The following is a 23,217-nucleotide window of genomic DNA, read 5'->3' on the forward strand; positions in this document are numbered from 1 at the left end:
GGGCGCCACGCCCCCACCTTTTTTGCTATACATTAGCGGCGCTCGATTCGGCGGCCGACGAGTCGGCGCTGATCGAGTACATCGCCGAACTCGAGAGAGCCAAATCCGCGGCGGCGGCGCGCCCCGCGCGCGCCGCGGCCGCGCGCGACACAATGCGCCGCGAGGCCGAGGCGGCCGCCGGGGTGCCCGCTGCTCAACGCGGACGCGGGTTGGCCAGCGAGATCGCGCTGGCACGACGCGACGCCCCTTCCCGGGGCGGCCGGCATCTGGGCTTTGCCAAGGCGCTGGTACACGAAATGCCGCACACGCTGGCGGCACTGGAATGCGGGACGCTCTCCGAGTGGCGGGCCACCTTGATAGTGCGGGAAAGCGCCTGCTTGGACGTCGAGGACCGTCGCACGCTGGACGCCGAGTTGTGCGCCGACCCGGACCGGCTCACCGGAATGGGCGATGCGCGGGTGGCCGCGGCCGCCAAGGCGATCGCCTACCGCCTGGATCCGCACGCCGTGGTAGATCGGGCGGCCAAGGCCGAGAACGAGCGCACCGTCACCATTCGGCCGGCACCCGACACCATGACCTATCTGACCGCGTTGTTGCCGGTGGCCCAGGGAGTTTCGGTGTACGCGGCGCTGCGCCGGGAGGCGGACACCCGCTGCGACGGGCGCTCACGCGGACAGGTGATGGCCGATACGTTGGTCGAACGGGTCACGGGCCGCGACGCAACGGTGCCGATTCCGGTCGCGGTCAACTTGGTGCTCTCGGATGAAACGCTGCTGGGCGGCGATAGCGCGCCGGCCGATATCGGCGGATATGGCCCAGTGCCAGCCGCGGTCGCCCGCGCGATGATCTCCAGCGCCGTCGGCGACGGACGCTCTCGGGCGACGCTGCGCAGGCTCTACGCCCGACCCGGGGCGGGCGCGCTGGTGGCGATGGAGTCACGGGCGCGGCTTTTCCCGCGAGGGCTGGCCGCCTTCATCGAATTGCGGGACCAGCGTTGTCGCACTCCCTACTGCGACGCGCCGATCCGACACCACGATCATGCGCGACCGTGGGCCCAAGCCGGCTCGACCACCGCGGACAATGGCCTCGGATTGTGCGAGCGCTGCAACTACACCAAGGAAGCAGCCGGGTGGCGGGTCAGCACGAGCATCGACGAAACCCACACTCACACGGCCGAATTCACGACCCCGACGGGTAAGACCTACCGGTCAGCGGCCCCGCCGCGCGCCCCGACGATCATGTTCAGCGAGTTCGAATTCCGCATCAGCGTGGCGCTGCCGCGACACGCCGCCTAGGCGATAGCCTCACCCTTGGCCGGTGAGGTGCTCGAGGTCGATGACTTCGCCGCGGTTGATACTCACCCAATCGCGCCCATCGAGGTAGGGCCGCAGACTTCGGCCGATGAGTTCGACGTCGGCCGGCGCCTTCGGCCGCTGAAGTTCGTAGACATGCGGCAAGTCGGCCATGCCCGTCACCACGCTCCACAGCTTCAGCGAATCCGGCCCGGTCGGCGGGTCCACCAACACCGGCCCGAACAGGCACTGTCCGGACAAGAACAGCGTCGGAACGCCGTATCCGCCCGCGTCGACGACCCGCTGATGCTCGGCGCGAACTTCGTCGTGGGTGGTCGGGTCGGCCAGCGCCGCATCAAACATCGCCGCATCGACGCCGATCTCGCCCAGCAGGCGTCGCGCAACCGCGGGGTCGTGCGGTTTGCCACCCGCGGCGTGCAGTTCGTGTCCGATCGCCGCGTACCACCGGTCCAGCAGCGACATGTCCGTGCGACGCAGCAGCGCCCCGATCCGCATCAGGGACCAGCCGTAGGACCAATCCCGCTCCCACGGATGCTTCTTGCCGGCTTCGCGATTGATCTCCTCGAGGCTGAAGAACCGCCAATTGATCGTGATCCCCGCTTGCTCACGGACGTCGCGGATCCATAGCGACGTCTGGTAAGCGAACGGACACATCGGGTCGAAGTGAAAGTCCACGACGGTACTCATCGAGCCCTCCGTCTTGCGTCAGTAGTGATACGTGTCCGACGGCGCCGGCATGTGGACGGGTTCGTCCTCGAAGTCCGAAGCCTCGATGCCATAGGAGCGAGCCAACTCGAGGATCTTGGTGGCCCGGGCGATGCGCGGCAGGTCGGACCCATTGCGGATCTCTCCCCCGTCACGTTCGAACTCGGCGAAAAACTCCTTGGCCCAGCCGATTTCGTCTTGCGAGGGCGACAGCCCCTCGTTCACCACCGCACACTGCTCCGGCGAGAGGCAAATCTTGCCGGTCATGCCGAACTCGACGGAGACGGCCGTGGCCTCGATGAGCTTGAGCGCGTTGGAGCCGATTGTCGGGCCGTCGATGGCGCTGGGCAGGTTGGCCGCCCGCGCGGCGATCGTGAAGCGCGACCGGGCGTAAGCCAGCGTGGTCGGGTCCTCCCCCAGCCCGGTGTCACGCCGGAAATCGCCGATACCGAAGGCAAGCCGGAAGGTGCCCTTGGCCGCGGCGATTTCGGTGACGCGCTCGAGACCGCGCGCCGTTTCGACCAACGCCACGATCGGAACGTCGGGCAGTCGCTTCGCGGTCTCGGTGATGTGGTCCACCGATTCGACCATCGCGAGCATCACTCCGCCGACCTGGGTGCGGGCCAGCGCGGCCAAATCGTCGGCCCACCATGGGGTACCGAAGCCGTTGATGCGAACCCAGTCGGTGTTTTCGCCGCCAAGCCAACGCACGACGTTGTCGCGGGCGGCGGCCTTGTCCTTGGGCGCCACCGCATCCTCGATGTCGAGGACGACGATGTCGGCGCGCGAGCGCGCCGCGGCCTCGAACCGGTCGGCATGCGCGCCGTTGACCAATAACCAACTGCGCGCCAGAACCGGATCGATGCGCGAACCTATGTCGGCAGGATCCGCCGCGTCGATGTTGACCTCTTCATACATTCCCTAAACCGTAGCGATATCGAAAAAGTGCGGTGGAGCTGGGGCGTTTGAGTATCCCCCCGCGGGGTACCTTCCGCCGAAGCGGTGCACAGCCCCAAGCCCGCGCTCCCTTGCACCAATGGAGGTATCGGCGATGGCCGACATGATGGTTCAATCGCCCGACGAGGTCGTGGCGTTTCTCAAAGCGCAGCACAACCTCATCGAGGACATGTTCGACGAAGTGCTGCACGCGTCGGACCCACAGGCGCGCGAAAAGCCGTTCGTGGAGTTGCGGCAGTTGCTGGCCGTGCACGAGACGGCCGAGGAAATGGTGGTGCACCCCCGGGTTCGCCGCGAGGCCCGCTCCGGCGACGCGATCGTCGACGCCCGGTTGACCGAGGAGCACGAGGCCAAGGAAGTGCTCTCGCAGATCGAGAAGCTCGACATCACCTCGCAGCGGTTCATCGACGAGCTCACCAAGCTGCGCGACGCCGTGCTTGACCACGCGAAGCGCGAGGAGGACGAGGAGTTCCCGGTGCTGAAGCGAGAAGTCGACGCCGACGATCTCAAGCGGATGGGAACAGCGGTACGGGCGGCCGAAGCCATCGCGCCGACCCGTCCGCATCCCGGCGTGGAATCGGCGAAGCTGAATTTCGCCGTTGGCCCGTTCGCGTCGATGCTCGACCGGGCCCGCGATTTGATTCAACAAGCCGTCGGCTAGTCGCGACCGGCAGCAGTTTCCGTAGTCTCGGTGGCGTGAGCGTCACACCCGAGATGGCCGTCGCCTTGGGCGACCGGTTCTCGCGCGCGTTGCCGGAGATGGCCGTCCGCTGGCAGGCCGAGACGGCTCCCGAGACGCGGCTGCTCGTGCTCAACGAGACGCTGGCCGAGGAGCTAGGACTCGACGCCGCCTGGCTGCGCAGCCCCGACGGGCTGCGGTTTATGGTGGGCAACCTGGTCCCCGAAGGCGCAGTTCCCGTCGCCCAGGCTTACGCCGGACATCAGTTCGGCGGCTACCAGCCGCGGTTGGGCGACGGCCGAGCGCTACTCCTGGGCGAGCTCGTCGACTGCCACGGACGCGTGCGCGACATCCACCTGAAAGGTTCGGGCCCCACACCATTCGCGCGCGGTGGCGACGGCCTGGCCGCGGTGGGGCCGATGTTGCGCGAATACATCGTCAGCGAGGCGATGCACGCCCTGGGCGTGCCAACCACGCGATCCCTGGCCGTCGTGGCTACCGGACGCCCGGTGCAGCGCGAGACGCTGCTGCCCGGCGCCCTGCTCGTCCGCGTCGCCGGCAGCCACCTGCGGGTGGGCAGCTTCCAATACGCCGCATCGACCGGCGACGTCGGCCTGCTGCAACGGCTCGCCGACCATGCCATCGCCCGCCACCATCCGGCCGCGGCGCGCGCCGAGCGCCCGTACCTCGCACTGTTCGAGGCGGTGGTCGCCGTTCAGGCGTCGCTGATGGCCCGGTGGATGCTGATCGGGTTTATCCACGGCGTGATGAACACCGACAACATGACGGTCTCCGGGGAAACCATCGACTACGGGCCATGCGCGTTCATGGAGGCCTACAACCCGGATACGGTCTTCAGCTCGATCGATTTCTGGGGCCGCTACGCGTTTGGCAATCAGCCGGCGGTGGCCGGGTGGAACCTCGCCAGGTTCGCCGAAGCACTGCTTCCGCTGCTCTCCGACGACGTCGAGGAGGCGGTCGCGCTCGCGGAGCAGTCGTTCGGCGTGTTCCGTGTTCGTTATGACGCCGTCTGGCTATCGGGTATGCGCGCCAAACTTGGTCTGCCGGCCGGCGTCGCCGACGAGGTCGTCAGGTCGTTGGTCGACGAGTTGCTGACCCTGCTGCAGGAGAACGCCGTCGATTACACCTCGTTCTTCCGACGCCTGGGCCAGGCGGCCCGAGGAATCGGCGAATCCGAACCGGGCTTGGACGACTGGACGTCGCGCTGGCGAGCCCTGGGCCCCGACGCCGCGTCGATGGATCGCGTCAACCCGATCTACATTCCGCGCAACCATCTTGTCGAGGAGGCCCTGACCGCGGCCACGGCCGGCGATCTCGATCCGGTCGAGCGACTGCTGGAGGCGGTCAGCGCCCCCTATGAGGAACGACCCGGCCTCGAGCGCTACGCCAGCCCGGCACCCGAGGATTTCGGCCCCTACCAAACGTTCTGCGGCACTTGAGGTTTACGCCAGTTTGTCGAATTCCGCCTGCAGCTCGTCCAAACGGCGAAGCGTCTGATCGCGGGGCTCGGTGGGCAGCTCCACCAGAACATGATCGACGCCGAGGTCGCGGTAGCCCTCGAGATCTTTCGCCTCCCATTCCTCGCCCATGTGGACGTGGATCACGGGCACGTCGTGATCGGCGACTGCCCGCAATTCCTCGAGCGGGGCCGACAACAGGTCCGCCGACGGGCTCAGGGAGATCCAGCCAGCCTTTAGCCCGGCGATGCGCTTGAAGTTCGCCGGCCCACCGCCGAGGTACAACGGCGGATAGGGCTTCGTCAGAGGCTTGGGCCAGCTGTAGATGGGATCGAAGTTCACGAATTCCCCATGGAATTCAGCCTTTTCGTTCGTCCAGATCTCGATCATCGCGCGCAACCGCTCTTCGGACACGCGTCCCCGCACCGAGGGATCGACACCGTGGTTGGCGATTTCCTCGCGGAACCAGCCGACACCGACGCCGAAGCGGAACCGTCCCTGCGACACCAGATCCAGCGACGCCACCTCTTTGGCCGTCAGGATCGGGTCGCGCTGCGGGAGCAAGGCGATACCGGTGCCGAGGGTCAGGTTCTCGGTGGCGACGGCCGCCGCCGTCAGCGCCACGAACGGATCCAGGGTGCGGTAGTACTTCGGGGGAATCGGACCACCGGCGGGATACGGGGTCTTCGCGTCGACCGGGATGTGCGAGTGCTCGGCGAGGAACAGCGACTCGAACCCGCGCTCCTCGAGCGCCTCGCCTAGCTCCACCGGGCCAATGCCCTCATCGGTGACAAAAGTCAGCACCCCGAAACCCATGTCCGCTCCCATCGTCGTTGGACGGTGACAGTCAACCCCATCGGGGCGCGTTTCATTCCGGGCGCCGATGCCCTACTGGTCGCCGATCGACGCGTCGGTCCGCTGAGGCTTCGGTCTGCGGCGGGTGGCGCCCCACAGGCCCACGCCGATGCCGATGATCGCGCCACCGAGGCCGATGAGCTGTTGGGGGCGCTTGAGTTCGCCGTGGACGCTTAGCCCGCCGATCAGGTCGGCCGCATCGGCGCCCCCGGAGGCGAGGAACCAGCCCCGGGTGTTCTTGCCACGCAGCGCCGCCGTCGCAAGCAAACCGCCGATCAGGGCGTCGCGATAGCCCATCGACCGCAGCAGCAGACGCGCCGTCGGCGTCGGCTCTTCGCTATCGCCCCACAGCCGGTTCGCACCCAGCGGGTCGACGAGGAAATGGACACCCGAGGCGAGCCGGATGGTGCCCGCGACGAGCCCGGCGCGGTCGATCGACATTGCCGCAGCCTAGCGCGACGGCAAACGGCGAAGATGGGATCCGCGAATAGAGAGGGTTACCTTGGGGTGTTGATGACGGATCAGGGGGACCCGCTCACTCGTCGGCATGCTTACGCGAGCCGTCCAGTCACGCGGCGGCGAAACAAGCTCGCCCCCGACCCCGATGTCCGTCGCGCCATCGTGGCCGCCGCGTCGAAAACCGTCCGCGAGCAGGGAGTCCAGGGACTCAGTGTCGCCGCGGTCCTGGATCGCGCGCAGCTCAGCACTCGCGCGTTCTATCGACATTTCGAATCGAAGGATCAGCTGGTTGCGGCGCTGTTTCTGGAGGTGACGCGCAATGAGGTGCTGCGGCTGAGAACGAAGATGGCCGCGGCCCCCACCCCGGCGGCGGCGGTGGCCGCCTGGATCGAGGGACGACTCGACCTCGCCTTCGACGAGGACATCGACTCGGAACTGCGCCAGGTTGCCCTGGAGGCCCAGGCCGCGATGTCCTCCTCACCCGAGCTGGTGTCGCCGGCGTACAACGCGATTCTGGAGCCACTCATCGAGCAGCTTCAGCGCGGTCTGGAACTCGGCGTGTTTCGTGACATCCTTCCGGCGACCGCCGCGAAGTCGATCCATGGCGTCGTGTGGGGCCACACTCACCGCCAGCGGGCGACGGACGAGTGGGCGCGCGCCGACGTTCGCAACCGTGCGCTGCGGTTCTGCCTGCGGGGATTGGGTGTGCCGCCCGAAACGATCGCGCAAATCGTTGCGGGTGGCGGCGCATAGCGGGCGATGGCTACCATGACCGTCATGGCCGAGCCGGGCCCGGCGGGCGATAAGACCGCCGGACTCACCAATGACGAGACCGTCGCCGTGCCCAATTCCGCAGCGCCTGAGGCGGCCGAGCTGGCGTGGTCAAGCAACGATGAGGGCGATGGCGAAAGCGACGGCAACGACCGCCGCGACGACGACGGACGACGCGGCCGGGCGGATGACCGCCAATCATGGCGTGCCACTTGGCGTATCGCGGCCGCGCTCGTCGCGGCCGGTCTGGTTCTCGCCGGGGCGATCGTGTTCGGGCGCTCGCTGTTGACCGGCGATACCAAAGCCGCGCCGAAGCCGGCGGCACCGGCTACGCCGAAGGGCGGCGCGACTCCTGGGTCAACGGCCGGTTCACCGCCGTCGGCCGGCCCGTCGTCAATCGTGTCCACCCCGGATCAGGACAACAAATACATTCAGGCGCTCAATGACCGGGGCATCTCATTCGCCAATCCCGACGCCGCTATCGCGAACGGGAAGCTGGTGTGCAGCGACATCGGCCGAGGGGTCTCGGTGCCGCAGATCACCGCGGCATTTCGCGCGAGTAATCCCGGACTCGCGGACTCGGCCGACACCTACGTGAAAATCTCGGTTCAGACCTACTGCCCGCAGAATAACAACTTGGTGGGTGGAGGGGCCTGAAACGACTGCGCAGCAACGTATTACGCGCTTGCCCTCGGGTCAATCCCTGAAGCCGGCGATGAACCGTTGCACGCTGCGTGTCAGTGACCGCGGGACGTGGTCGGGGTCCATGAGGTCGTTCTCCGCCAGCGGACTCGCCTCACCGGCCACCGTCTCCTCGGTGACGGGCCGCAGCGTCTTGCCGTCCCCCCGCAGCGCCTCGATGGCCTTGACCAACGACCCGCACTCGACCAGCGCGCTCTCGAGCTCGTCGACGGACACGCCGAGGTGTTCTGACACCAATTCATGCCGCACTGAAGTGATTTGGCGGCGGATGCCATCGTGTTCCGGATTGTTCGACTGCGCCTCGATGGCGATGTCGCACTCGCTGTCGAAGCCCAGCGAGCGGTTGTTGAGATTCGACGAGCCGATGCGCAGTAACCGATCGTCGGTGATCAGCACCTTCGAGTGGACGTAAATCGGTTCACCGCCATCGGTCACCGGCCAATAGACACCCAATCGCTGATGCTCGTCGGCGGCCCAGAGGACTTGAATGAGCCGGTGCCGCGCGCTGTCCATCGTTCCCCGCTCGAGGGGATTGTTGCCCCTGCGGGGAATGACGATGACGATCTCCGGGCCGTCGGCTTCCCTGAGTCGAGCAGCGAGCGCATCGACGAGCCGCCGGGCCGCTAGGTATTGATTCTCCAGATAGATGGTGGCGCGTGCCGCCGCGATGGCCGCGAGGTTGAGCGCCTCCACTTCGCGCACCTCGCGGCGGTCCTCGAGTTCCGGCAGCGTCCGCGCGATCCCGACGTCGACGTTGCGCAGAGTAGGTTCCAGCCCACGCGGCCAGGTGACGTGCTTCGGGTCGACTGACTCCAACGACTGGCCGGTCGCCGTCAGCCACCGGGCCCGTGCCTGCTCACCGAGCGCGCGCGCCGCCGCGCCGTCAACTGCCGCGGCGACCTCGTGCCGCGGCCCATACCTGCGCCCCATCGTCCGACGGCCGCGACTGTCGTGTCGATGCGCACGGGTATCCCATCGGTCCAGGGTGAGGTCGACGCCGCCGCAGAAGGCGACCGCATCGTCGATGACCACGATCTTCTGGTGGTGGACCGCGCCGATCGGGTGCGCCCCGTCGATGGCGAGATGCATCCGCTTGCTGCTGATCTGATTCAGCAGCGCCACCGGGGTGACCCCGAACCAGATGCCGTCGAAGGCTGGGAGCAGGCGCAGATTGGACTTCAGCACGTAGATCTCGAGAGCCGGTCGCTTCCGCAGCATCCAATAGAGGAAGGCGCCCAGCTGGTTAGGGCCGGGAAGCGTCTTGGTGCCTCGCTCGAACGTCGTCCGGGCGTCGAAATCCCATCCGGCCAGGATTATTCGGTGGTGAGCGCGCAGCATGGCCGCCTTGACGTGCCTGAAGTAATCGGCCCCGTCGATGATGTAGGCGAACTGATCGGCACGCTCAATTCGCCAGCACGTCTGGCCCGGAGCTAGCAATCGATCGTCGCCCACCGCGGACATAGCGCGTGTCTACCATATTGGCGGCCTGGTGACCGGCCCGGTGGCGCTCTCGGTGCCGTTCCCAGTGGCTTCTCAGTGCCGTTCTCAGTGGCTTCTCAGTGCCGTTCTCAGTGGCTTCTCAGCGACACGCGAATACCCTGGCGCTCCCATATTGCTTGGCGCAGAGACCCTTAACGGTAATCCGATTGCGAGTGCGAGATGAGTAAGCCAAGGGGCGTACCGGAAGGCCCGTGATGCGAATCGCGTCCGTGATCGCCCGCCAACTGCTGGACTGCAAGGCTCGGCCGTTGGTCGAGGTTGAAATCACCACCGATACCGGCCATGTCGGTCGCGGCGCATCGCCGACGGGTACCTCGGTCGGCGTGCACGAGGCCTTCGTCCTGCGTGACGGGGACCGGGCCGAATACGACGGGCTGAGCGTGCACCGCGCCATTTCCGCCGTGACCGACGAAATCGCCCCCGTTCTCGTTGGCGCGGAACTCGACGACCCGCGGTCCCTGGACCGGGTCCTGATCGAACTCGACGGCACGCCGGACAAGCGTCGGCTTGGCGGAAACGCGATCTACTCCACCTCGGTCGCGCTGCTGCGCGCGGCTTCGGCCGCGGCGGGCATGCCCACCTACACCTACGTCGGCGCGCTGCTGGGGCTCGAGCCGCCCACCACCGTGCCGGTGCCCAGCTTCAACATGATCAATGGCGGCCGTTACGGCGATATTTTCCAGACGTTCAACGAGTTTCTCGTCGTGCCCTATCGGGCCGGCTCGATCCAGTCGGCGGTAGAGGAGGGCGTGAGCTTGTTCGGTGTGCTCGGCGAGACGCTCGCCGAGCGGTATGGCCGCGCGCCGCTTGTGGCGTCGTCGTACGGGTATGTCGCGCCCTCCAGCGACCCGCGCGTCGTCCTGGAAATTCTGGCCGAAGCGGTCCAGCGCGCCGGTTGTACCGACGTCATGGCATTCGCCCTGGACTGTGCGTCCGGCGAGGTGTACGACAGAGCCTCTCAGACATATGCGTTCGACGGTGAGCGGGTGAGCGCGGATGCCCTGATCGATTACGTCCGTGGGCTTTCGGAGGAATTCCCGATGTTGTTCGTCGAGGATCTGCTCGACGGCGACGACTGGGATGGGTTCGCCGACGCCGTTCGGAGCATTGACCGTTCGATCATCCTCGGCGACGATCTGATCGTCACCAACCGCGACCGCTTGGAGTTGGCGGTAAAGATGTCGGCCGTTGACGGTTTCATTCTCAAGCCCAATCAAGTCGGGACTATCGCGGAGGCGCTGGACTGCTGGGAGTACGCCTCGCACAATGGGATTCTGGCCATCCCGTCGGGGCGGTCGGGCGGGGTCATCGACGACGTCGTGATGGACCTGGCAGTGGGATTGAGGGCGCCGTTTCAGAAAAACGGCGCGCCGCGGTCGGGCGAGCGCATCGAGAAGCTCAACTTTCTGCTGCGCGCGGCGGAACGCATCCCGAACTGTGCGCTGGCGGACGTGCCTGCCTTGGTGAGGTTCTGAGCGCGCTTGGGCTTTAGATGCCCAATACCAGCCCCGCCGTCAAGGCGGCCGCGCACACCGCCGAGACGATCGAGAGCGCCACCCAATCGGCCCGCTTCGGCCGCGACGGGCCCGCCGAGATCTGGCCGGTGCCGCCGCGAGCGGTGATGGCGTCGCCCATCTCGTCGGCGCGCCGCAGCGTCACGGTGATGACCGCGACGACGAGGTCGATCACGTCTGCCGCCAGCCGCCGGAGCCGGGCCCCGCGGGTTCGCGGTGTGTCTTTGGGCCGCAACCGGCGCGCGGCATAGAGCACGCGGAACTCGTCGATCAGCATCGGGAAAGTGCGCAGTGCGAGTCCCAGTGCCACCGCCCAATCGTCGACGGGGATCCGCAATGGTCGCAGCCGACGGCCCAGAGTGGCCACCGCCGGCGCGATTTCGGCGACATTGGTCGTCCACGACACCAGCGCGCCCAGGCCGAGCAACACGACCGACAGCGCCGTCAGGCGCAGGAAGTCCAACAGACCGCCAAGGCCGAGCGACAGCGCGCCCACGTGAATCTGCGGACTACCGCCGGCCAACGCCGCGGTGGCGGCGACGACGGCAAGCAGGATCGGAAGCCAGCGCGGCACCGACGGCAGCGCGCCTCTGGGAATGCGCGCGAACCAGGCGCCCGCGAGAACCAGCGCGGCGACGAGTCCGATCGCCACCCATCCCGGGTTGATGGTCAACAACACCGAAATGGCGGCAACGGCAAGCAGTTTGGTGCCGGCCCACAACTCGTGCATGGCGGAGCGTCCGGGCACTGGGCGCAACAGCACGACGGGACGCCGCTGGCGGCTGGTCGTGTGCTTGGCCGGTGGGGCGGCCGTCTCGTTGGTAGCCCCCGCACGCGGCGACGCCGATTCCAGCCGACCGTCTCGCAGGTGCAGGATGCGCGGGCACAGATCCTCCAGGCCGGCGAAGTCATGCGAGATGACCACCACGGTCAGACCGGTCTCACGTCGCCGGTCCGCGAGCAGGCGCACCAGTCCGCGCTGGCTGGCCGCGTCGAGGCCCGCCAGTGGCTCGTCGAGGACCAATACCCGTGGCGACCGGGCCAGCAATCCGGCGAGCACCACCCGGCGCATCTGGCCGCCGCTGAGTTGGTCGATGCGCCGCTTCGCCAGGGCGGCATCCAGGCCGACCGCTGCCAGCGCCGCGGTCACCCTGTCGTGATCGTCGGGTGAAAAGCCCGCTGCCGCAGCAACTTCCAGGTCAACCCGGCTGCGCATCAACTGCAGTCGGGCAGCCTGAAATTGGAGCGCGACCGCGCCGACCTGCTCCGCGGCGGGGCGCTCGTTGACCAGGCACGTGCCGGTGGTCGGCACCGTCAACCCGGCCATGATCCAAGCCAGCGTCGACTTGCCCGAGCCGTTGTCGCCGTGGATCAGCAGCCCGTCGCCCTCGTGCACCGAGAAGCTGATGTCGCGCAGCGCGGTCTGCGCCCACGGGGTGCCACTGCCGTATTCGTGGCCGACACGGTTGAGTTCGAGCACCGGCGCGTTTGATCGGTGTACGACGGCGGCTGTCGGCGCCGGCGCCCTTGCGGCTTCGACCATTGCTGTGTTGTCCGCCGAGTCGCTGAGGTCGATGGTGCGGTCGGCGTGCTCGGCTTCGTTGTCGTAGTGGGTGATGTGCACCAGGGCAGTTCGGTGGCGGTCGGTCAGACCGGACAACACGGCGAGCAGTGCGTCGCGGCCGCGTTGGTCGACCATGCTGGTGACCTCGTCGGCGATGAGCAGTGCGGGCTCTCGCGCCAGCGCCGCGGCCACGGCCAAACGCTGCAGTTCACCGCCGGACAGACCGCCGGTGTCGCGTTCGGCGAGGCCGGCCAGCCCGACCTCACCGAGCAACCGTTCGATATCAATGCTTTTGCCGGGCGGCAATCCCCAGACCACGTCGTCGGCGACCCGCGTGCCGAGCACCTGGCTTTCCGGGTGTTGCATGACGACCGCGGTGCCGCCAAGGTCACCGAGTCCCACCGCGCCGGGGCGTTCGACGGTGCCCGATGTCGGTTCGCGGCCGGCCAGGATCAGCATCAGCGTGGTTTTCCCCGAACCATTGGCACCGGTGACGGCCACATGTTCGCCCGCCCGCACGTCCAGGCTGACCGCACGCAACGCATCGCGGTCAGTGTGCGGGTAGCGAAGGCGCACGGCGTCCAGCCGCACCGGGATCGGCTCGATCGATCCGGAGCTGATCGGCGCATCCAGTTTGTGCACATCGGGAATTCCCCGCAGCCGCAGCAGCACTCGCGACAACGCCCACCAACCGATCAACGAGGCACCCATGATCGCAATGACCGCGTATCCGACAATGAGCCACTGCCAATACTGCAGCGCGTCTGCGAAGAATTGCTTGAGGCCCTGCGCGAACGCCTGCAGATGCGGCACGCGCGAGATCGCCCTCGCGACACCGTCCACCGTGGCGGTGATCGTGTGGAAGATCAGCTGCCTTAGCCGCACCAGGAACGTCAGCGCGACGACCACCGTGACGCCTACGGCAAGACCGGCGCCGAAGGACGTCGCGAGCACGGTCGGCGTGCCCCGGCGGCGGCGTTTCACGATTCCCGCCAGTCCGCCGACATAGGCACACAGGGCGACCGCCCCGAACCCGCTCATTCCGACGACCAGGAACCCGATCACACTCGCGGCGACGGTCGCGGTGATCAGAACGCGGATCCGGTAGCGATAGCTCAGCAGGCCCATCGGCACGGTGCCCAGCAGTCCTAGCGCCCCCGCGTGCGGAAGGATGACCGCAATGATCGCTATCGCGGCGCACAGGGCGCCCATCACCGCGGCGTGCGCCAACTCGGCGGGCCGTAGCGATCGAGCCGGAGCACGTCCGCTCATCGGTCGCGTGTGACAGTCGTCGGTGTCATCCGGAACATGCGCCCAAACCAGTTGCCTCGTCACCTAATCGAGACCTCGACGCGTGCGCCTGGCGGGCGAAAAAGTTGCTGTAAACATGGGAGCGCCAGCGTATGGATCGACCGCTGAGAGGCCGCTGAGAAGGCTATTGAGACGATTTCTGCCCGGCGAGGACGCGATACGCGCCAACAAAAGTCTGACTGACCTGCTAGTTCGTTCCGCTGTTACCGTACATTTCGAGAATGCCGACGCGCGCCGCATCATAGTATTTGACGATACGATCTCGCACCCACTCCAATGGATCCGCATACGCATTGGCTTCAGCTATCGCAATTCGTAAGCGTTCTTGCGGCGGCGCATTCGATCGTTTCGAAAACTTGCTGAGATAATGCCATTGCTCGCCCGTCAAACCGAAGTCGTTTGGCGCATTTAGCGGCGCAATCATGCAGTTAACCTCGCCTTCGCGAGAAAACGCATATATCTGCATTTTGCAATCGCTCGACCGATAATAGACGATGTGACGTTCAATCCCGCCTTCATCAGGTCTGTCATCGACCTCGTCCAACACGAAACCACGTTCTTCTAACAGTGGCCCCACTTTCGTTTCAACTCGTGCAGAAAAATCGGAAGTCATCTCTATCTGCCTCCCACATAAACCCAAGAGTCTCCAACTCGTTCATATCCGTATGCCGCAGCATTCTCGTTAAGGAAGTTGATTTCCCTCGCGGAGAACGACGTCGCGCGATCCTCGGCCATGTCTTCAAGAGAAGAGTATTCATTGCGGTCGAGGATGTATTCGATCCGTCCGACGTGGCTTTCCATCTGACCACGGAGAAATTGTTCGTTGACTTGCCAGGCAAGATCTTTGGCTTCAACCGGACTGAGCCCGTGGGTGATGGCATCCCAGGTCGAGCCGCCGGTATCGAAGTAGATTCCGCCGTGGCCTCGGGCGTCGCCTATGTAACCGCCTTCCTGGCCGTCGAACGCGCCCAGGACTACTCGGTCTGGGTTGTTGCCGACATAGTGGGTCGACATGTCAGCGAGTTGCCGGCTCAGGTCTGCGGTGGGCCCTCCGTGGGCGAACGCGGAATTGAGATCCGCCGCCGCCCCGTCTGCCCACGGGTTGTAACCGAAGGGGTGGTCGAGGCCGATCGGTGCATGGGGTGAAACCGCTGGACCCGTGTCGAGCACACCAGGGCCAATGTCGCCCAGTCCCGCCTTAACAGCTGCACCCTCTCCGCCGAAGAGCAGGCCGGGCAGCGTGGTGGCAGCGTCGGAGGCTTTGCCGCCGAGATAGTAGGCCGCGCTGGGTGAGTCCAACGCGTTCTTGACTTCCCCGGCCACCGCGCCAATCGGGTTTTGCGCCGTCTCGACGGTGCCCTTCAGCATCTGCGTCCATGACTCGAGGACACCGGGCGCTCCAGGTCCTCCTTGCCCGAGGAGGTTCTTGATCCCCTGTTCGGTCGCAAACCAGCGGTCGCCGAACCCTTCGCCAAATCCCGGTGGCGGCGCGGGTGGTGGTTCGGGGGGGACGTAGTGGGGCCCGCCGGTCGCGATCCATTGCTGGGCCTGCTGCAAGTAATCGTTTAGTCGTGGCTCGATCTGATCGGGCGGTACACCGTCGTGGCGCAGCATTCCGCGGATGATCCCCTTGACGTTCTCCAATTCCGCGGGCTTTGGTGGAGGCGGCAGTGCACCAGGCACAACCGGTTGCTGAAGCCGTCTCAGTAAGTCCAGCGGGCTCCCGGGGGGAGGTTGCTGACCGCCGGCACCGGGCGGATCATTCTTGCCCGTCGGCAGCAACAGGTCTTCAAGCGATGGCGGCTTGCCCCCGGCGGCCGCGGGACTCGGCGGGCCCTTCGGCGGAGTGCCGCCGGGCTCGGAATCGCCGGCACCACCGGGCAATACCATGTCCTGCCACGTTTTCGGCTTGCCCTCTGGCGCGGGCTTCGGTGGGCCTTGCGGCGGCGCGGCGCCGCCCGGCTGGACCCCGGCGGCATCCAGCGGTACGTCGCCGACGGACGCGCCGACCGCGGTGGCAAGCTCGTGGTCGGCGTTGTGGGCGTGCACCTTGCAGGCGTTGAGCTCACTTTGCAATATCTGCAGCTCCTGGGCGAGGTCGATCCGATTCGTCCCAATCCCCTTGGAGCCCACGTCGATTCGCCAATCCGGCGTGATGGACCAGCCGTTAGCCTGAGCGGCCCGTTCGACGTCATCCAGCTCGCGCTTGCACGCACCCACATCCGCCTCGGCGTGCGACACGGCCGCCGCCACCCGCTGCGATTCCGCGCCATCCGCCTCGATGTCGCGGCGAATCTTGCCCACGTCGGCGCGGAAAGCGTCCCCAGCTTCCCCTTGCCATTCGGCGAGGACATTGTGGGCCTGCTGCAGACTGTCTCCCAAGCGCTGCAACGTATTAGCGCGCCCGGTGGCCGTCTGGAACACCGAGTGAATCGCGTTGAGATCCCAGCGCTTGACGTCGGCAGGAGTCAGGGGCGCCACCCGCTACTCCCGTCCCTGCACCGACCTGAGCGCCTGGGCTGATGCGTCCTCGTTCTCGACGAAGTTGACCATCGCGTCGCCCACGTGGATCCCCAAACCGCCCACCTGGAGCTTGTGCTGATTGTGTCGGGCCTCCCACCGAGCCGCGAGCTCGGCCAGCGCGAGCTGTGAGGACCCGACCCAGCCCGGCGCGGCCTCGGCCAGCCCGTCCTCGTGGCTGACGAAGTCCGAAGCGGCCTCACCGACCGCGTTGAGGATGTGGTTGCTGCCCACATGCAACGCGACGGGATCTACTTTTAACTCATCGGCCACGACGGCACCCTTTACTGATGACGGCACTGCGCAGTGAAGCTTAGCCCGTTTGGCGAGGCCACGCCCCTCACCTCACCTGGTCAGACCCTCGTATCGTGAAGGCGGTGTGTGAGCCAGCGCCCGGCCGACCCGATGTGCGGCCGGACATCGTCAGCCGCCGTCAGCTGCTAGGGCTGGCCGGCAGCCTCGGCGTGGCGTCTATGGTCGGCGCCTGCTCGAGTTCTACACCGTCGAGCGTCAAGCTGACCGCTTCCACTTCGGCGCCGCTGCTATGCCGAGACGCGTGGGGCGCGCGCCCGGCCCGCCCCGGAGGAAAGCCCCACACCATCACCCGCATGACCCTCCACCACGAGGCCGTCGTCCTCGGTGACAACCGCAACGCCCCCGGCCACCTCCGACAGGACCAGCGGTACCACCAAGACCAGCACGGATGGATCGACATCGCCTATCACGTCGGCGTCGACCGCAATGGCAACATCTATGAACTGCGGAACACCGAGTTGGCGGGCGACACTGCAACGGACTACAACACGACGGGCCATTTCCTGGTCCTCTGCGAAGGGGACTTCGATCAGGAGGCTGTGTCGGAGGCCCAGCTGCGCGGAGCCGCTCTGGCGTTCGCATGGGCCGCGCGGAACTTTGGCATCGCGACCGACACATTGGCGGGTCACCGGGATCTAGCCCAGACTTCTTGCCCGGGCGCGAGCCTGTATGCCCACCTCACCTCGGGTGACCTCAAGCGCCGCGTCGACGATCTGCTGGCCGCGGGCGGTGTAGACCTCCAGCGCTTCTGCGGACCCGACGCCGCCGCACGAGTCGCGGCTATCGAAGCGGGCACCTGAAGTGGTCGGCGTCTACCGCGCACCGATGCGATCCCGCACCGATGCCGTGGATCCGCAGGCCGCCATCGACCGCGCTCGCAGGCTCGGCGTGTGCGGATTCGGAGAGAGGGTAAGTCAGCCGGCCGAAGAGGAGCGCCTCGTCCGTCGGGTCGCCCGATTCGCCGAGCTCGATGACGGCTCGTTCGTGTGGACCCGCGACACCAACGGGTGGTTCTGGCTAGGGCGCATCTCCGGGCCGTATGTCTACGACGCCGACCAGACCGCTGCAGCAGTGGATTTGGTGCACATACGACCCTGCGAATGGCTGCCCGTTCCTTTACTGGAGCAGGATGTGCCGGCCGCTGTCGTTGCCACATTCCGTCGGGGCGGACGGAACTTTCAGGAAATCCACCACCCATCGATCGACGGTGAGACACAAAGGATTTGGAATGCACGGACAAACCAGTCCACAGAGTTCAATCCTTGACGCCGAACAGCCCCCACTCGCCCGCTACACCTTTGAGGACGTGCTCTCCGCGATCGGCAAAGCTGAGGCCCGACCCGGCGACTAGGTCGACGACGATGCGCGAGACGAGGACCTCGCCCGCTTCGGCCGCCGCGGCCACGCGCGCCGCGATGTGGACGGCGATGCCGCTGATATCGTCGTCGCGCAGCTCGACCTCGCCGGTGTGCACGCCAGCCCGCACCTCGAGACCCAGGCTCCGCAGAATGTCGCGGATCGCCATGGCGCACCGGATCGCGCGGGCGGGTCCATCGAACCGGGCGAGGAAGCCGTCGCCCGTCGTGTTGACCTCACGGCCACCGAAGCGCTCGAGCTGGCGCCGCACCTGGGCGTCGTGCCTACCGAGCAGCTCCTTCCATCGCTCGTCGCCGAGCTCGACCGCTCGCTTCGTGGAGTCGACGATGTCGGTAAACAGCACGGTGGCCAGGACGCGTTCGACCGCGGGAACCGGACGGACGCCGGTGAGGAACTCCTCGACCTCGTCGAGCAAGGCGTCGGCGTCGCCCGTGAAGAACAGGTGGTCGGTGCCGTCGAGCTCGACGAACTTGGACCCGGGGATGCGGTCGGCGACGTAACGACCCATCTCGAGCGTGACCATCCGGTCGTCCCGCCGGTGGAGCACGAGCGTCGGCACCTGGATCGCGGGCAACACGTCGCGGATGTCCAGTTGCGGATAGAGCGCGAAGATGTTGCGGACCATGCCCGGGCTGGCGGCCACCCGCTGCAGCCGCGCCCACCACCCCCGCAGGGCGGCATCGCCCCGACGACTCGGGGCCCACGCACCCAGTCCGACGCCTTCGCCCCAGCCCTTGGCGCTTATCTCGATCAACGCCGACAGTTGCTCCTCGGTCACGCCGAGCGGGTAGTCGGGCGCTTGGAGCAGGCGGGAGAACGTGCCGTAGAGGGCGAGCGCCTTGACGCGCTCGGGATGGCTGGCCGTCATCAGCATCGCCATCGTGCCGCCCTCCGAAATGCCCACGAGGCCGGCACTTTCACATCCGGCCGCGTCCATGACGGCGCGCATATCGTCGACGGACTCTTCCAACGTCGACGCGTGCATCACCGGATCCGAGAGTCCGGTGCCCCGCTTATCGAACGTGACGACGCGCCGGAAGGACGCGAGCCGTGAGTAGAAATGGGCGACCGACGGCTCCTCCCACATGAGGTCGAGGTGCGAGATGAAGCCGGGCGCGACGACGAGGTCGGGCCCCTCGCCGATCACCGAGAAGGCGATATTCAGGCCGCCGCTCTTCGCATAGTGGATGTCCGGGGCCCGGCCCGCGACGTTCATGGTCGAACCTTACGCCGTGCTGAAGGCAAAAATCGTTGTCGAATCGTATGTCTGGCCAGGGTTGAGCGTCGTGGTCGGGAAGTTCGGCTGATTTGGCGAATCCGGGTAGTGCTGGGTCTCCATCGTGAATCCCGCCCCCTGCCGGTAGATATGCCCGCTGGTCCCCGTGAACGCCCCACCGATGAAATTGGACGTGTAGAACTGCACCCCGGGCTCAGTTGTGGAGACCGTCAACGCCCGCCCTGTCTGCGGATCCTCGGCCCTGGCCGCCTCCACCAGGCCCGCGTTGTTGCCGCGGTTGATCACCCAGTTGTGGTCGTAACCCTGGGCCAGCAACAGCTGCGGGTCATTCACGGTGATATGCGCGCCGATCGCAGTCGGTGATGTGAAATCGAACGGTGTGCCCTGCACCGGGGCGATCTGCCCGGTCGGGATCTGTGTGGAATCGGTTGGCAGGTAGTGGTCGGCACGAATTGTGACCTTCTGGTCGTAGACGTCGAGCGCGTCCTCACCCGCCAGGTTGAAGTAGCTGTGATTGGTCAGGTTGATCACGGTCGGCGCATCGGTCGTCGCGTGGTAGTCGATGCGCAATTCATTTTTCTGGTTCACGGTGTAGGTGACGGCTGTCGTCAGCGTGCCGGGATAGCCCATTTCGCCCGCGGGACTGACGTATTGGAGCTTCAGGCCCACGCTGTCGCTGCCGTTCTGCTGGCTGGCTTGCCACACCTTCGTGTCAAAACCCGCGCCGCCACCATGCAGGCTGTTACCGTTATTGTTGATCGGCAAGCGATACTCGGTGCCGTTCAACGAGAATGCTCCCTTGGCGATCCGATTGCCATAGCGGCCGATGATCGCACCGAAGTAGGTTTTGGCGGATCCGGTGTTGTTCAGATAGCCGTCCAGGCTCGCAAAGCCCAGCACCACGTTGCCGACACGTCCCGTGCGATCGGGGACCTCGATCGACTGAATGATGCCGCCGTAGTTCAGGATTCGTACCCGCATGCCGTGCCCGCTGTTGAGCGTGTAGCGGCTCACCGGGGTCCCACCCACCTGACCGAACGGCTCGCTGGTAATCGAAGGCGGCTCTGCGGGTTTAGTTGTTGCCTTGCTGCATGCCGCCACCCCCGCGACGCCGGCGATGGCGATCAGTTGAAGCAATCTCTTACCGCGCATGCGCGCTCCTTCACCCGGCCCACACGTCCTCGACGTAGTGGTCGGATTCGATGAGACCGTTCAGCCAATCGCGGGCCTGATCGTCGTCCGCACCGGCCCGTGCCCGATAGATGTCGAGGAACGACCCGCGCACCGCCGGCGCCATCCGCGCGCCGTCACCGCACACGTAGACGTGGGTGTCCTTGGCTGGGTCGCCCAACAGGTTCCACACCTCCTCGGCGTCCGCCGCAATACGGTCCTGCACGTAGCGAACCCCGTCCTGCGGCGCCCGAGAGAAGGCCGGACGCATCTGCACGATACCGATGGCTTCGGCCTGCTCGAACCGGTCTCGGAATATGTAATCGACCTCCGGGTCACGCACCCCGAAGAAGCACAGCGCAGGCGCGACCGGTGTTCCGGCCTGTCGTGCGGCCAGTCGGTCACCCAGGAAACCGAGGAACGGCGCGACCCCGGTCCCGGCGCTGACCAGGATCACGTTCTTGGCCGGATCGGCACCGGCCCGGAACGCCTGGCGAGCCGGGTCTACGCGCGCCCGAATCACTTGTCCGGGTTGGACTGTCGCGAGGTAGTTGGATGCGACACCTTTGAACAGACCGTGACCGGAACGGGCCGGCGCATCGAGCACACTAACAACCAGTCCTACCGTACGTGGTGACAGCATTGACGACGAGGCGATCGAATAGTGCCTCGGCACCATGGGATCGAGTAGTTCGAGGAGTTCGGCACCGGTGAGAATACAGGCCGGGTATTCGTCGAGGCACTCCAGCACACTGAGCGGGCAGCCGTCCGGGGCCTCGGCCAGTTCGTTTAGCCGTTCGCGCTCGGAAGGATTGCTGTTGGCCGCCGCAAGACTGCGTAACTGACTGCTGGTCACCGGTTTCCGCAATTCGACGAAGTGCGTGAGCAGTTCTCGTGCGCTGACCTCTCGGTCCAGCGCGATGAGCCGCCGAGAGCTGCGCCGAGGATTGATCGCCAGCCTCAATCCAGGGTCGATGCCGAGCTGGGCCAAAACCGCATCGACCACCTCGGGCGGGTTGTCGGCCATCACCGTGAGGTGATCGCCCGTCTGGTAGTCGACGCCGTCCGGAAGGTCCACGCGGACATTGGTTTTGGCTTGGCCCAGCCCGGGGCTGACCAGTTGGGTGTTCTCGACGATGGTCATCGGGATCACCGACGACCGTGCGTCCATCGCCGCCGTCACCGGTCCGACGATCTGGCGCAACTCGTAAAGCGGTTCGGCCGCGTCCGTGAGCGGCGCGGCGTCGGGGTCGCCGAAGCGTTCGGCCAACGATGACCACAGCCCGGCGGCGAACTCCTCGATCGTGCCGACCATGTCCCCGGAGGTGTCGGCCGCGGCTAGCGGGACCAGTCGGTTTGCTCCTAGCTCGCCGAGGCGCTCATCGATGCGCTGCGGAATGGCCTGGTACGTTTCCGCCCAGTTGTGGTCACCCACGCCGAGAACCGCGACATTGGGTGTCGGATTCAGCGTGGTGTTCGCATCGAGCAGCCAGGTGAGGAAGGCGCGCGCATCGTCGGTCGGCTGTCCGTTGTAGGAGGACGCGATGATCACGATGGCCTCGGCTTCAGGGAAACCGCCAACGGCATCGTCGAGGGGCGCCACTGTCGCCGTGCAGCCCAGAGCCGTGGCATCGTCGGCGAATTGGCGGGCCAGGGCGCGGCAGGTGCCGAGGTTAGAGCCGTGGAAAATGGCCAGCCTGGTGCCGACCGTGATCGCCGTGGGGTGCGGCTCTGCGGTCTGTCCAGCCGCCGCCGCAACGCCGGATGTGTCGGTCTGGCGGTCCTGCGGCGTGCGCCGGAGTACATCGAGCCGGAATCCGACGGGCCGGCGACTGGTGGGGGTTTCCCATTGCGGCACATAGTGATAGGCGTCGATGAGGCGGTACCGATGTACTACCCGGGCCAGTGCCATGGCCGCCTCATGCAGGGCGAACTGCCGCCCAATGCATGATCGTGCGCCGGTTCCGAAGGGTTTGAACAACGCGGCCGGCCGGGAAGCCGAGCGTTCCGGAGCGAAGCGGTCGGGATCGAAGAGTTCGACATTGTCGCCCCAGTGCGGCTGGCGGTGCAACGCACCGGTGAGTACCGTGACCGCCTCGCCGCGCTTGATCGGATACTGACCGCCGATCACGGTGTCTTCCAATGCCATTCGATCAAAATTCAGCACCGGTGGGGACAGTCGCAGGGTTTCCTCGATGACCTGCCGCAGATACGTCAGCTTACCGATGTCGTCGTACCCGGGCAGATAGTCGTCTTCGGTTCCGAATACGGTGTCCACCTCGGCCTGCACCCGATGCAGCACCGTCGGATCGCTGACAATGTTGTACAGCGTGTTGGGCATCAACTCCGACGTGGTGAGCTGACCGGCGATCAGGAACGTCAGGATCTGGTTGCGAATGTTCTCCGTCTCCAGCACAGGGTTGCCGTCCGGATCCTGTTGCAGCATCAGCGCCAACAGGTCCTCGAACTCACGATCACCGGATCTATGCTCGGCTATCAGCCCGTCGATGAACGTGTACAAAGTCGTCAATTCTTCGTTGAACAACGGCGTCGGCACTCCAGATCCCAACTCCCCCAAGGCCGTTGTGAAGCTCTGTGGGATCGGAGCCAGGCCCGGGCAGTGAAAAGAGTCGAAGCGCGAACCGAACCCGGCGAGCGCGACGGTGTCCATCGCCAGCTTCTGCAAGTCGGTCGATACATCCACCGGCCCGACTCCGGTGCTGGCGTCCCACCGGTCGATCAGTTTGCAGTTGATGTCCAGCATCGCGCCGTGATAAGCGCGCAAGCCCG

At 66.2% G+C, this 23,217-nt stretch carries 20 protein-coding genes; 8 read left to right on the top strand and 12 right to left on the bottom strand.

What is annotated here, in order from left to right:
• Positions 1–68: 68 nt before the first annotated feature.
• A complete protein-coding gene (locus A5736_RS09775; RefSeq protein ID WP_076245897.1) occupies positions 69–1,295 on the top strand; it encodes an HNH endonuclease in 1,227 nt (408 codons plus the stop codon).
• A gap of 9 nt (positions 1,296–1,304) precedes the next feature.
• On the opposite strand, the gene A5736_RS09780 is transcribed toward A5736_RS09775, so the two are convergent.
• Both A5736_RS09780 and A5736_RS09785 read right to left on the bottom strand, forming a co-directional pair.
• Positions 1,305–2,000 (bottom strand): DsbA family protein, encoded by a 696-nt coding sequence (locus tag A5736_RS09780; RefSeq protein WP_076245875.1) that lies wholly within the window; start codon positions 1,998–2,000, stop codon positions 1,305–1,307.
• A gap of 18 nt (positions 2,001–2,018) precedes the next feature.
• Positions 2,019–2,936: a CoA ester lyase gene (locus tag A5736_RS09785; protein ID WP_076121784.1), complete on the bottom strand. Its 918-nt coding sequence runs from the start codon at positions 2,934–2,936 to the stop codon at positions 2,019–2,021.
• A 133-nt stretch (positions 2,937–3,069) separates the two neighbouring features.
• Here A5736_RS09785 and A5736_RS09790 point away from each other — a divergent pair, with 133 nt between their 5' ends.
• A complete protein-coding gene (locus tag A5736_RS09790; protein ID WP_076121786.1) occupies positions 3,070–3,636 on the top strand; it encodes a hemerythrin domain-containing protein in 567 nt (188 codons plus the stop codon).
• A 35-nt stretch (positions 3,637–3,671) separates the two neighbouring features.
• On the top strand, positions 3,672–5,114 hold the full coding sequence (locus tag A5736_RS09795; protein WP_076245877.1) for a YdiU family protein: 1,443 nt from the start codon (positions 3,672–3,674) through the stop codon (positions 5,112–5,114).
• A gap of 3 nt (positions 5,115–5,117) precedes the next feature.
• Here the strand turns inward: A5736_RS09795 and A5736_RS09800 are convergent, their stop codons facing one another.
• Both A5736_RS09800 and A5736_RS09805 read right to left on the bottom strand, forming a co-directional pair.
• Positions 5,118–5,948, bottom strand: a complete 831-nt coding sequence (locus tag A5736_RS09800; RefSeq protein ID WP_076060757.1) for an LLM class F420-dependent oxidoreductase — start codon at positions 5,946–5,948, stop codon at positions 5,118–5,120.
• 72 nt (positions 5,949–6,020) lie between these two features.
• The gene (locus tag A5736_RS09805) at positions 6,021–6,428 is read right to left on the bottom strand and encodes a DUF4267 domain-containing protein (protein ID WP_076245879.1); all 408 of its coding nucleotides are present in this window, start codon (positions 6,426–6,428) and stop codon (positions 6,021–6,023) included.
• 72 nt (positions 6,429–6,500) lie between these two features.
• On the opposite strand from A5736_RS09805, the gene A5736_RS09810 reads away from it, so the two are divergent.
• Both A5736_RS09810 and A5736_RS09815 read left to right on the top strand, forming a co-directional pair.
• Entirely contained in the window at positions 6,501–7,199 is a 699-nt protein-coding gene (locus A5736_RS09810) for a TetR/AcrR family transcriptional regulator (RefSeq protein ID WP_175611234.1), read from the top strand.
• A gap of 24 nt (positions 7,200–7,223) precedes the next feature.
• A complete protein-coding gene (locus A5736_RS09815; protein WP_175611235.1) occupies positions 7,224–7,874 on the top strand; it encodes a DUF732 domain-containing protein in 651 nt (216 codons plus the stop codon).
• 39 nt (positions 7,875–7,913) lie between these two features.
• On the opposite strand, the gene A5736_RS09820 is transcribed toward A5736_RS09815, so the two are convergent.
• Entirely contained in the window at positions 7,914–9,380 is a 1,467-nt protein-coding gene (locus A5736_RS09820) for a phospholipase D-like domain-containing protein (RefSeq protein ID WP_175611236.1), read from the bottom strand.
• Between the two features lie 230 nt (positions 9,381–9,610).
• Between A5736_RS09820 and A5736_RS09825 the strand changes: the two genes are divergently transcribed.
• On the top strand, positions 9,611–10,894 hold the full coding sequence (locus A5736_RS09825; RefSeq protein WP_076245885.1) for an enolase: 1,284 nt from the start codon (positions 9,611–9,613) through the stop codon (positions 10,892–10,894).
• A 13-nt stretch (positions 10,895–10,907) separates the two neighbouring features.
• Here the strand turns inward: A5736_RS09825 and A5736_RS09830 are convergent, their stop codons facing one another.
• From A5736_RS09830 to A5736_RS09845, 4 genes are all read right to left on the bottom strand, one after another.
• Positions 10,908–13,769 (bottom strand): ATP-binding cassette domain-containing protein, encoded by a 2,862-nt coding sequence (locus A5736_RS09830; protein WP_076245901.1) that lies wholly within the window; start codon positions 13,767–13,769, stop codon positions 10,908–10,910.
• A 226-nt stretch (positions 13,770–13,995) separates the two neighbouring features.
• A complete protein-coding gene (locus tag A5736_RS09835) occupies positions 13,996–14,421 on the bottom strand; it encodes a hypothetical protein (RefSeq protein ID WP_139333232.1) in 426 nt (141 codons plus the stop codon).
• Positions 14,422–14,423: 2 nt separating this feature from the next.
• Positions 14,424–16,289: a hypothetical protein gene (locus tag A5736_RS26295; protein ID WP_076245889.1), complete on the bottom strand. Its 1,866-nt coding sequence runs from the start codon at positions 16,287–16,289 to the stop codon at positions 14,424–14,426.
• Positions 16,290–16,292: 3 nt separating this feature from the next.
• On the bottom strand, positions 16,293–16,601 hold the full coding sequence (locus A5736_RS09845; protein ID WP_076121804.1) for an RNA 2'-phosphotransferase: 309 nt from the start codon (positions 16,599–16,601) through the stop codon (positions 16,293–16,295).
• A gap of 104 nt (positions 16,602–16,705) precedes the next feature.
• Between A5736_RS09845 and A5736_RS09850 the strand changes: the two genes are divergently transcribed.
• Together A5736_RS09850 and A5736_RS09855 are read left to right on the top strand one after the other, a co-directional pair.
• The gene (locus A5736_RS09850) at positions 16,706–17,443 is read left to right on the top strand and encodes a peptidoglycan recognition family protein (RefSeq protein ID WP_254848335.1); all 738 of its coding nucleotides are present in this window, start codon (positions 16,706–16,708) and stop codon (positions 17,441–17,443) included.
• A 1-nt stretch (position 17,444) separates the two neighbouring features.
• Positions 17,445–17,909, top strand: coding sequence for a GAF domain-containing protein (locus A5736_RS09855; protein ID WP_076245893.1), 465 nt, complete (start codon positions 17,445–17,447; stop codon positions 17,907–17,909).
• Here A5736_RS09855 and A5736_RS09860 read toward each other — a convergent pair.
• From A5736_RS09860 to A5736_RS09870, 3 genes are all read right to left on the bottom strand, one after another.
• On the bottom strand, positions 17,899–19,236 hold the full coding sequence (locus A5736_RS09860) for an adenylate/guanylate cyclase domain-containing protein (RefSeq protein WP_076121811.1): 1,338 nt from the start codon (positions 19,234–19,236) through the stop codon (positions 17,899–17,901). The two genes, A5736_RS09855 and A5736_RS09860, sit on opposite strands and share 11 nt — an antisense overlap.
• A 9-nt stretch (positions 19,237–19,245) precedes the next feature.
• A complete protein-coding gene (locus A5736_RS09865; protein ID WP_076245895.1) occupies positions 19,246–20,409 on the bottom strand; it encodes an aldose epimerase family protein in 1,164 nt (387 codons plus the stop codon).
• A gap of 10 nt (positions 20,410–20,419) precedes the next feature.
• Positions 20,420–23,217: cytochrome P450 (locus A5736_RS09870; protein ID WP_076245902.1), on the bottom strand; the 2,798-nt coding region annotated here is incomplete at its 5' end.

This window comes from Mycobacterium sp. SP-6446, from assembly GCF_001954045.1.
In the GTDB taxonomy this organism is placed as follows: Bacteria; Actinomycetota; Actinomycetes; order Mycobacteriales; family Mycobacteriaceae; genus Mycobacterium.

Coding starts and splice junctions, on each gene's coding strand:
- A5736_RS09780 (WP_076245875.1), bottom strand. CDS start 2,000: ATGAGTACCGTCGTGGACTTTCACTTCGACCCGATGTGTCCGTTCGCT.
- A5736_RS09785 (WP_076121784.1), bottom strand. CDS start 2,936: ATGTATGAAGAGGTCAACATCGACGCGGCGGATCCTGCCGACATAGGT.
- A5736_RS09790 (WP_076121786.1), top strand. CDS start 3,070: ATGGCCGACATGATGGTTCAATCGCCCGACGAGGTCGTGGCGTTTCTC.
- A5736_RS09800 (WP_076060757.1), bottom strand. CDS start 5,948: ATGGGTTTCGGGGTGCTGACTTTTGTCACCGATGAGGGCATTGGCCCG.
- A5736_RS09805 (WP_076245879.1), bottom strand. CDS start 6,428: ATGTCGATCGACCGCGCCGGGCTCGTCGCGGGCACCATCCGGCTCGCC.
- A5736_RS09810 (WP_175611234.1), top strand. CDS start 6,501: ATGACGGATCAGGGGGACCCGCTCACTCGTCGGCATGCTTACGCGAGC.
- A5736_RS09815 (WP_175611235.1), top strand. CDS start 7,224: ATGGCCGAGCCGGGCCCGGCGGGCGATAAGACCGCCGGACTCACCAAT.
- A5736_RS09820 (WP_175611236.1), bottom strand. CDS start 9,380: ATGTCCGCGGTGGGCGACGATCGATTGCTAGCTCCGGGCCAGACGTGC.
- A5736_RS09830 (WP_076245901.1), bottom strand. CDS start 13,769: ATGAGCGGACGTGCTCCGGCTCGATCGCTACGGCCCGCCGAGTTGGCG.
- A5736_RS09835 (WP_139333232.1), bottom strand. CDS start 14,421: ATGACTTCCGATTTTTCTGCACGAGTTGAAACGAAAGTGGGGCCACTG.
- A5736_RS09860 (WP_076121811.1), bottom strand. CDS start 19,236: ATGAACGTCGCGGGCCGGGCCCCGGACATCCACTATGCGAAGAGCGGC.
- A5736_RS09865 (WP_076245895.1), bottom strand. CDS start 20,409: ATGCGCGGTAAGAGATTGCTTCAACTGATCGCCATCGCCGGCGTCGCG.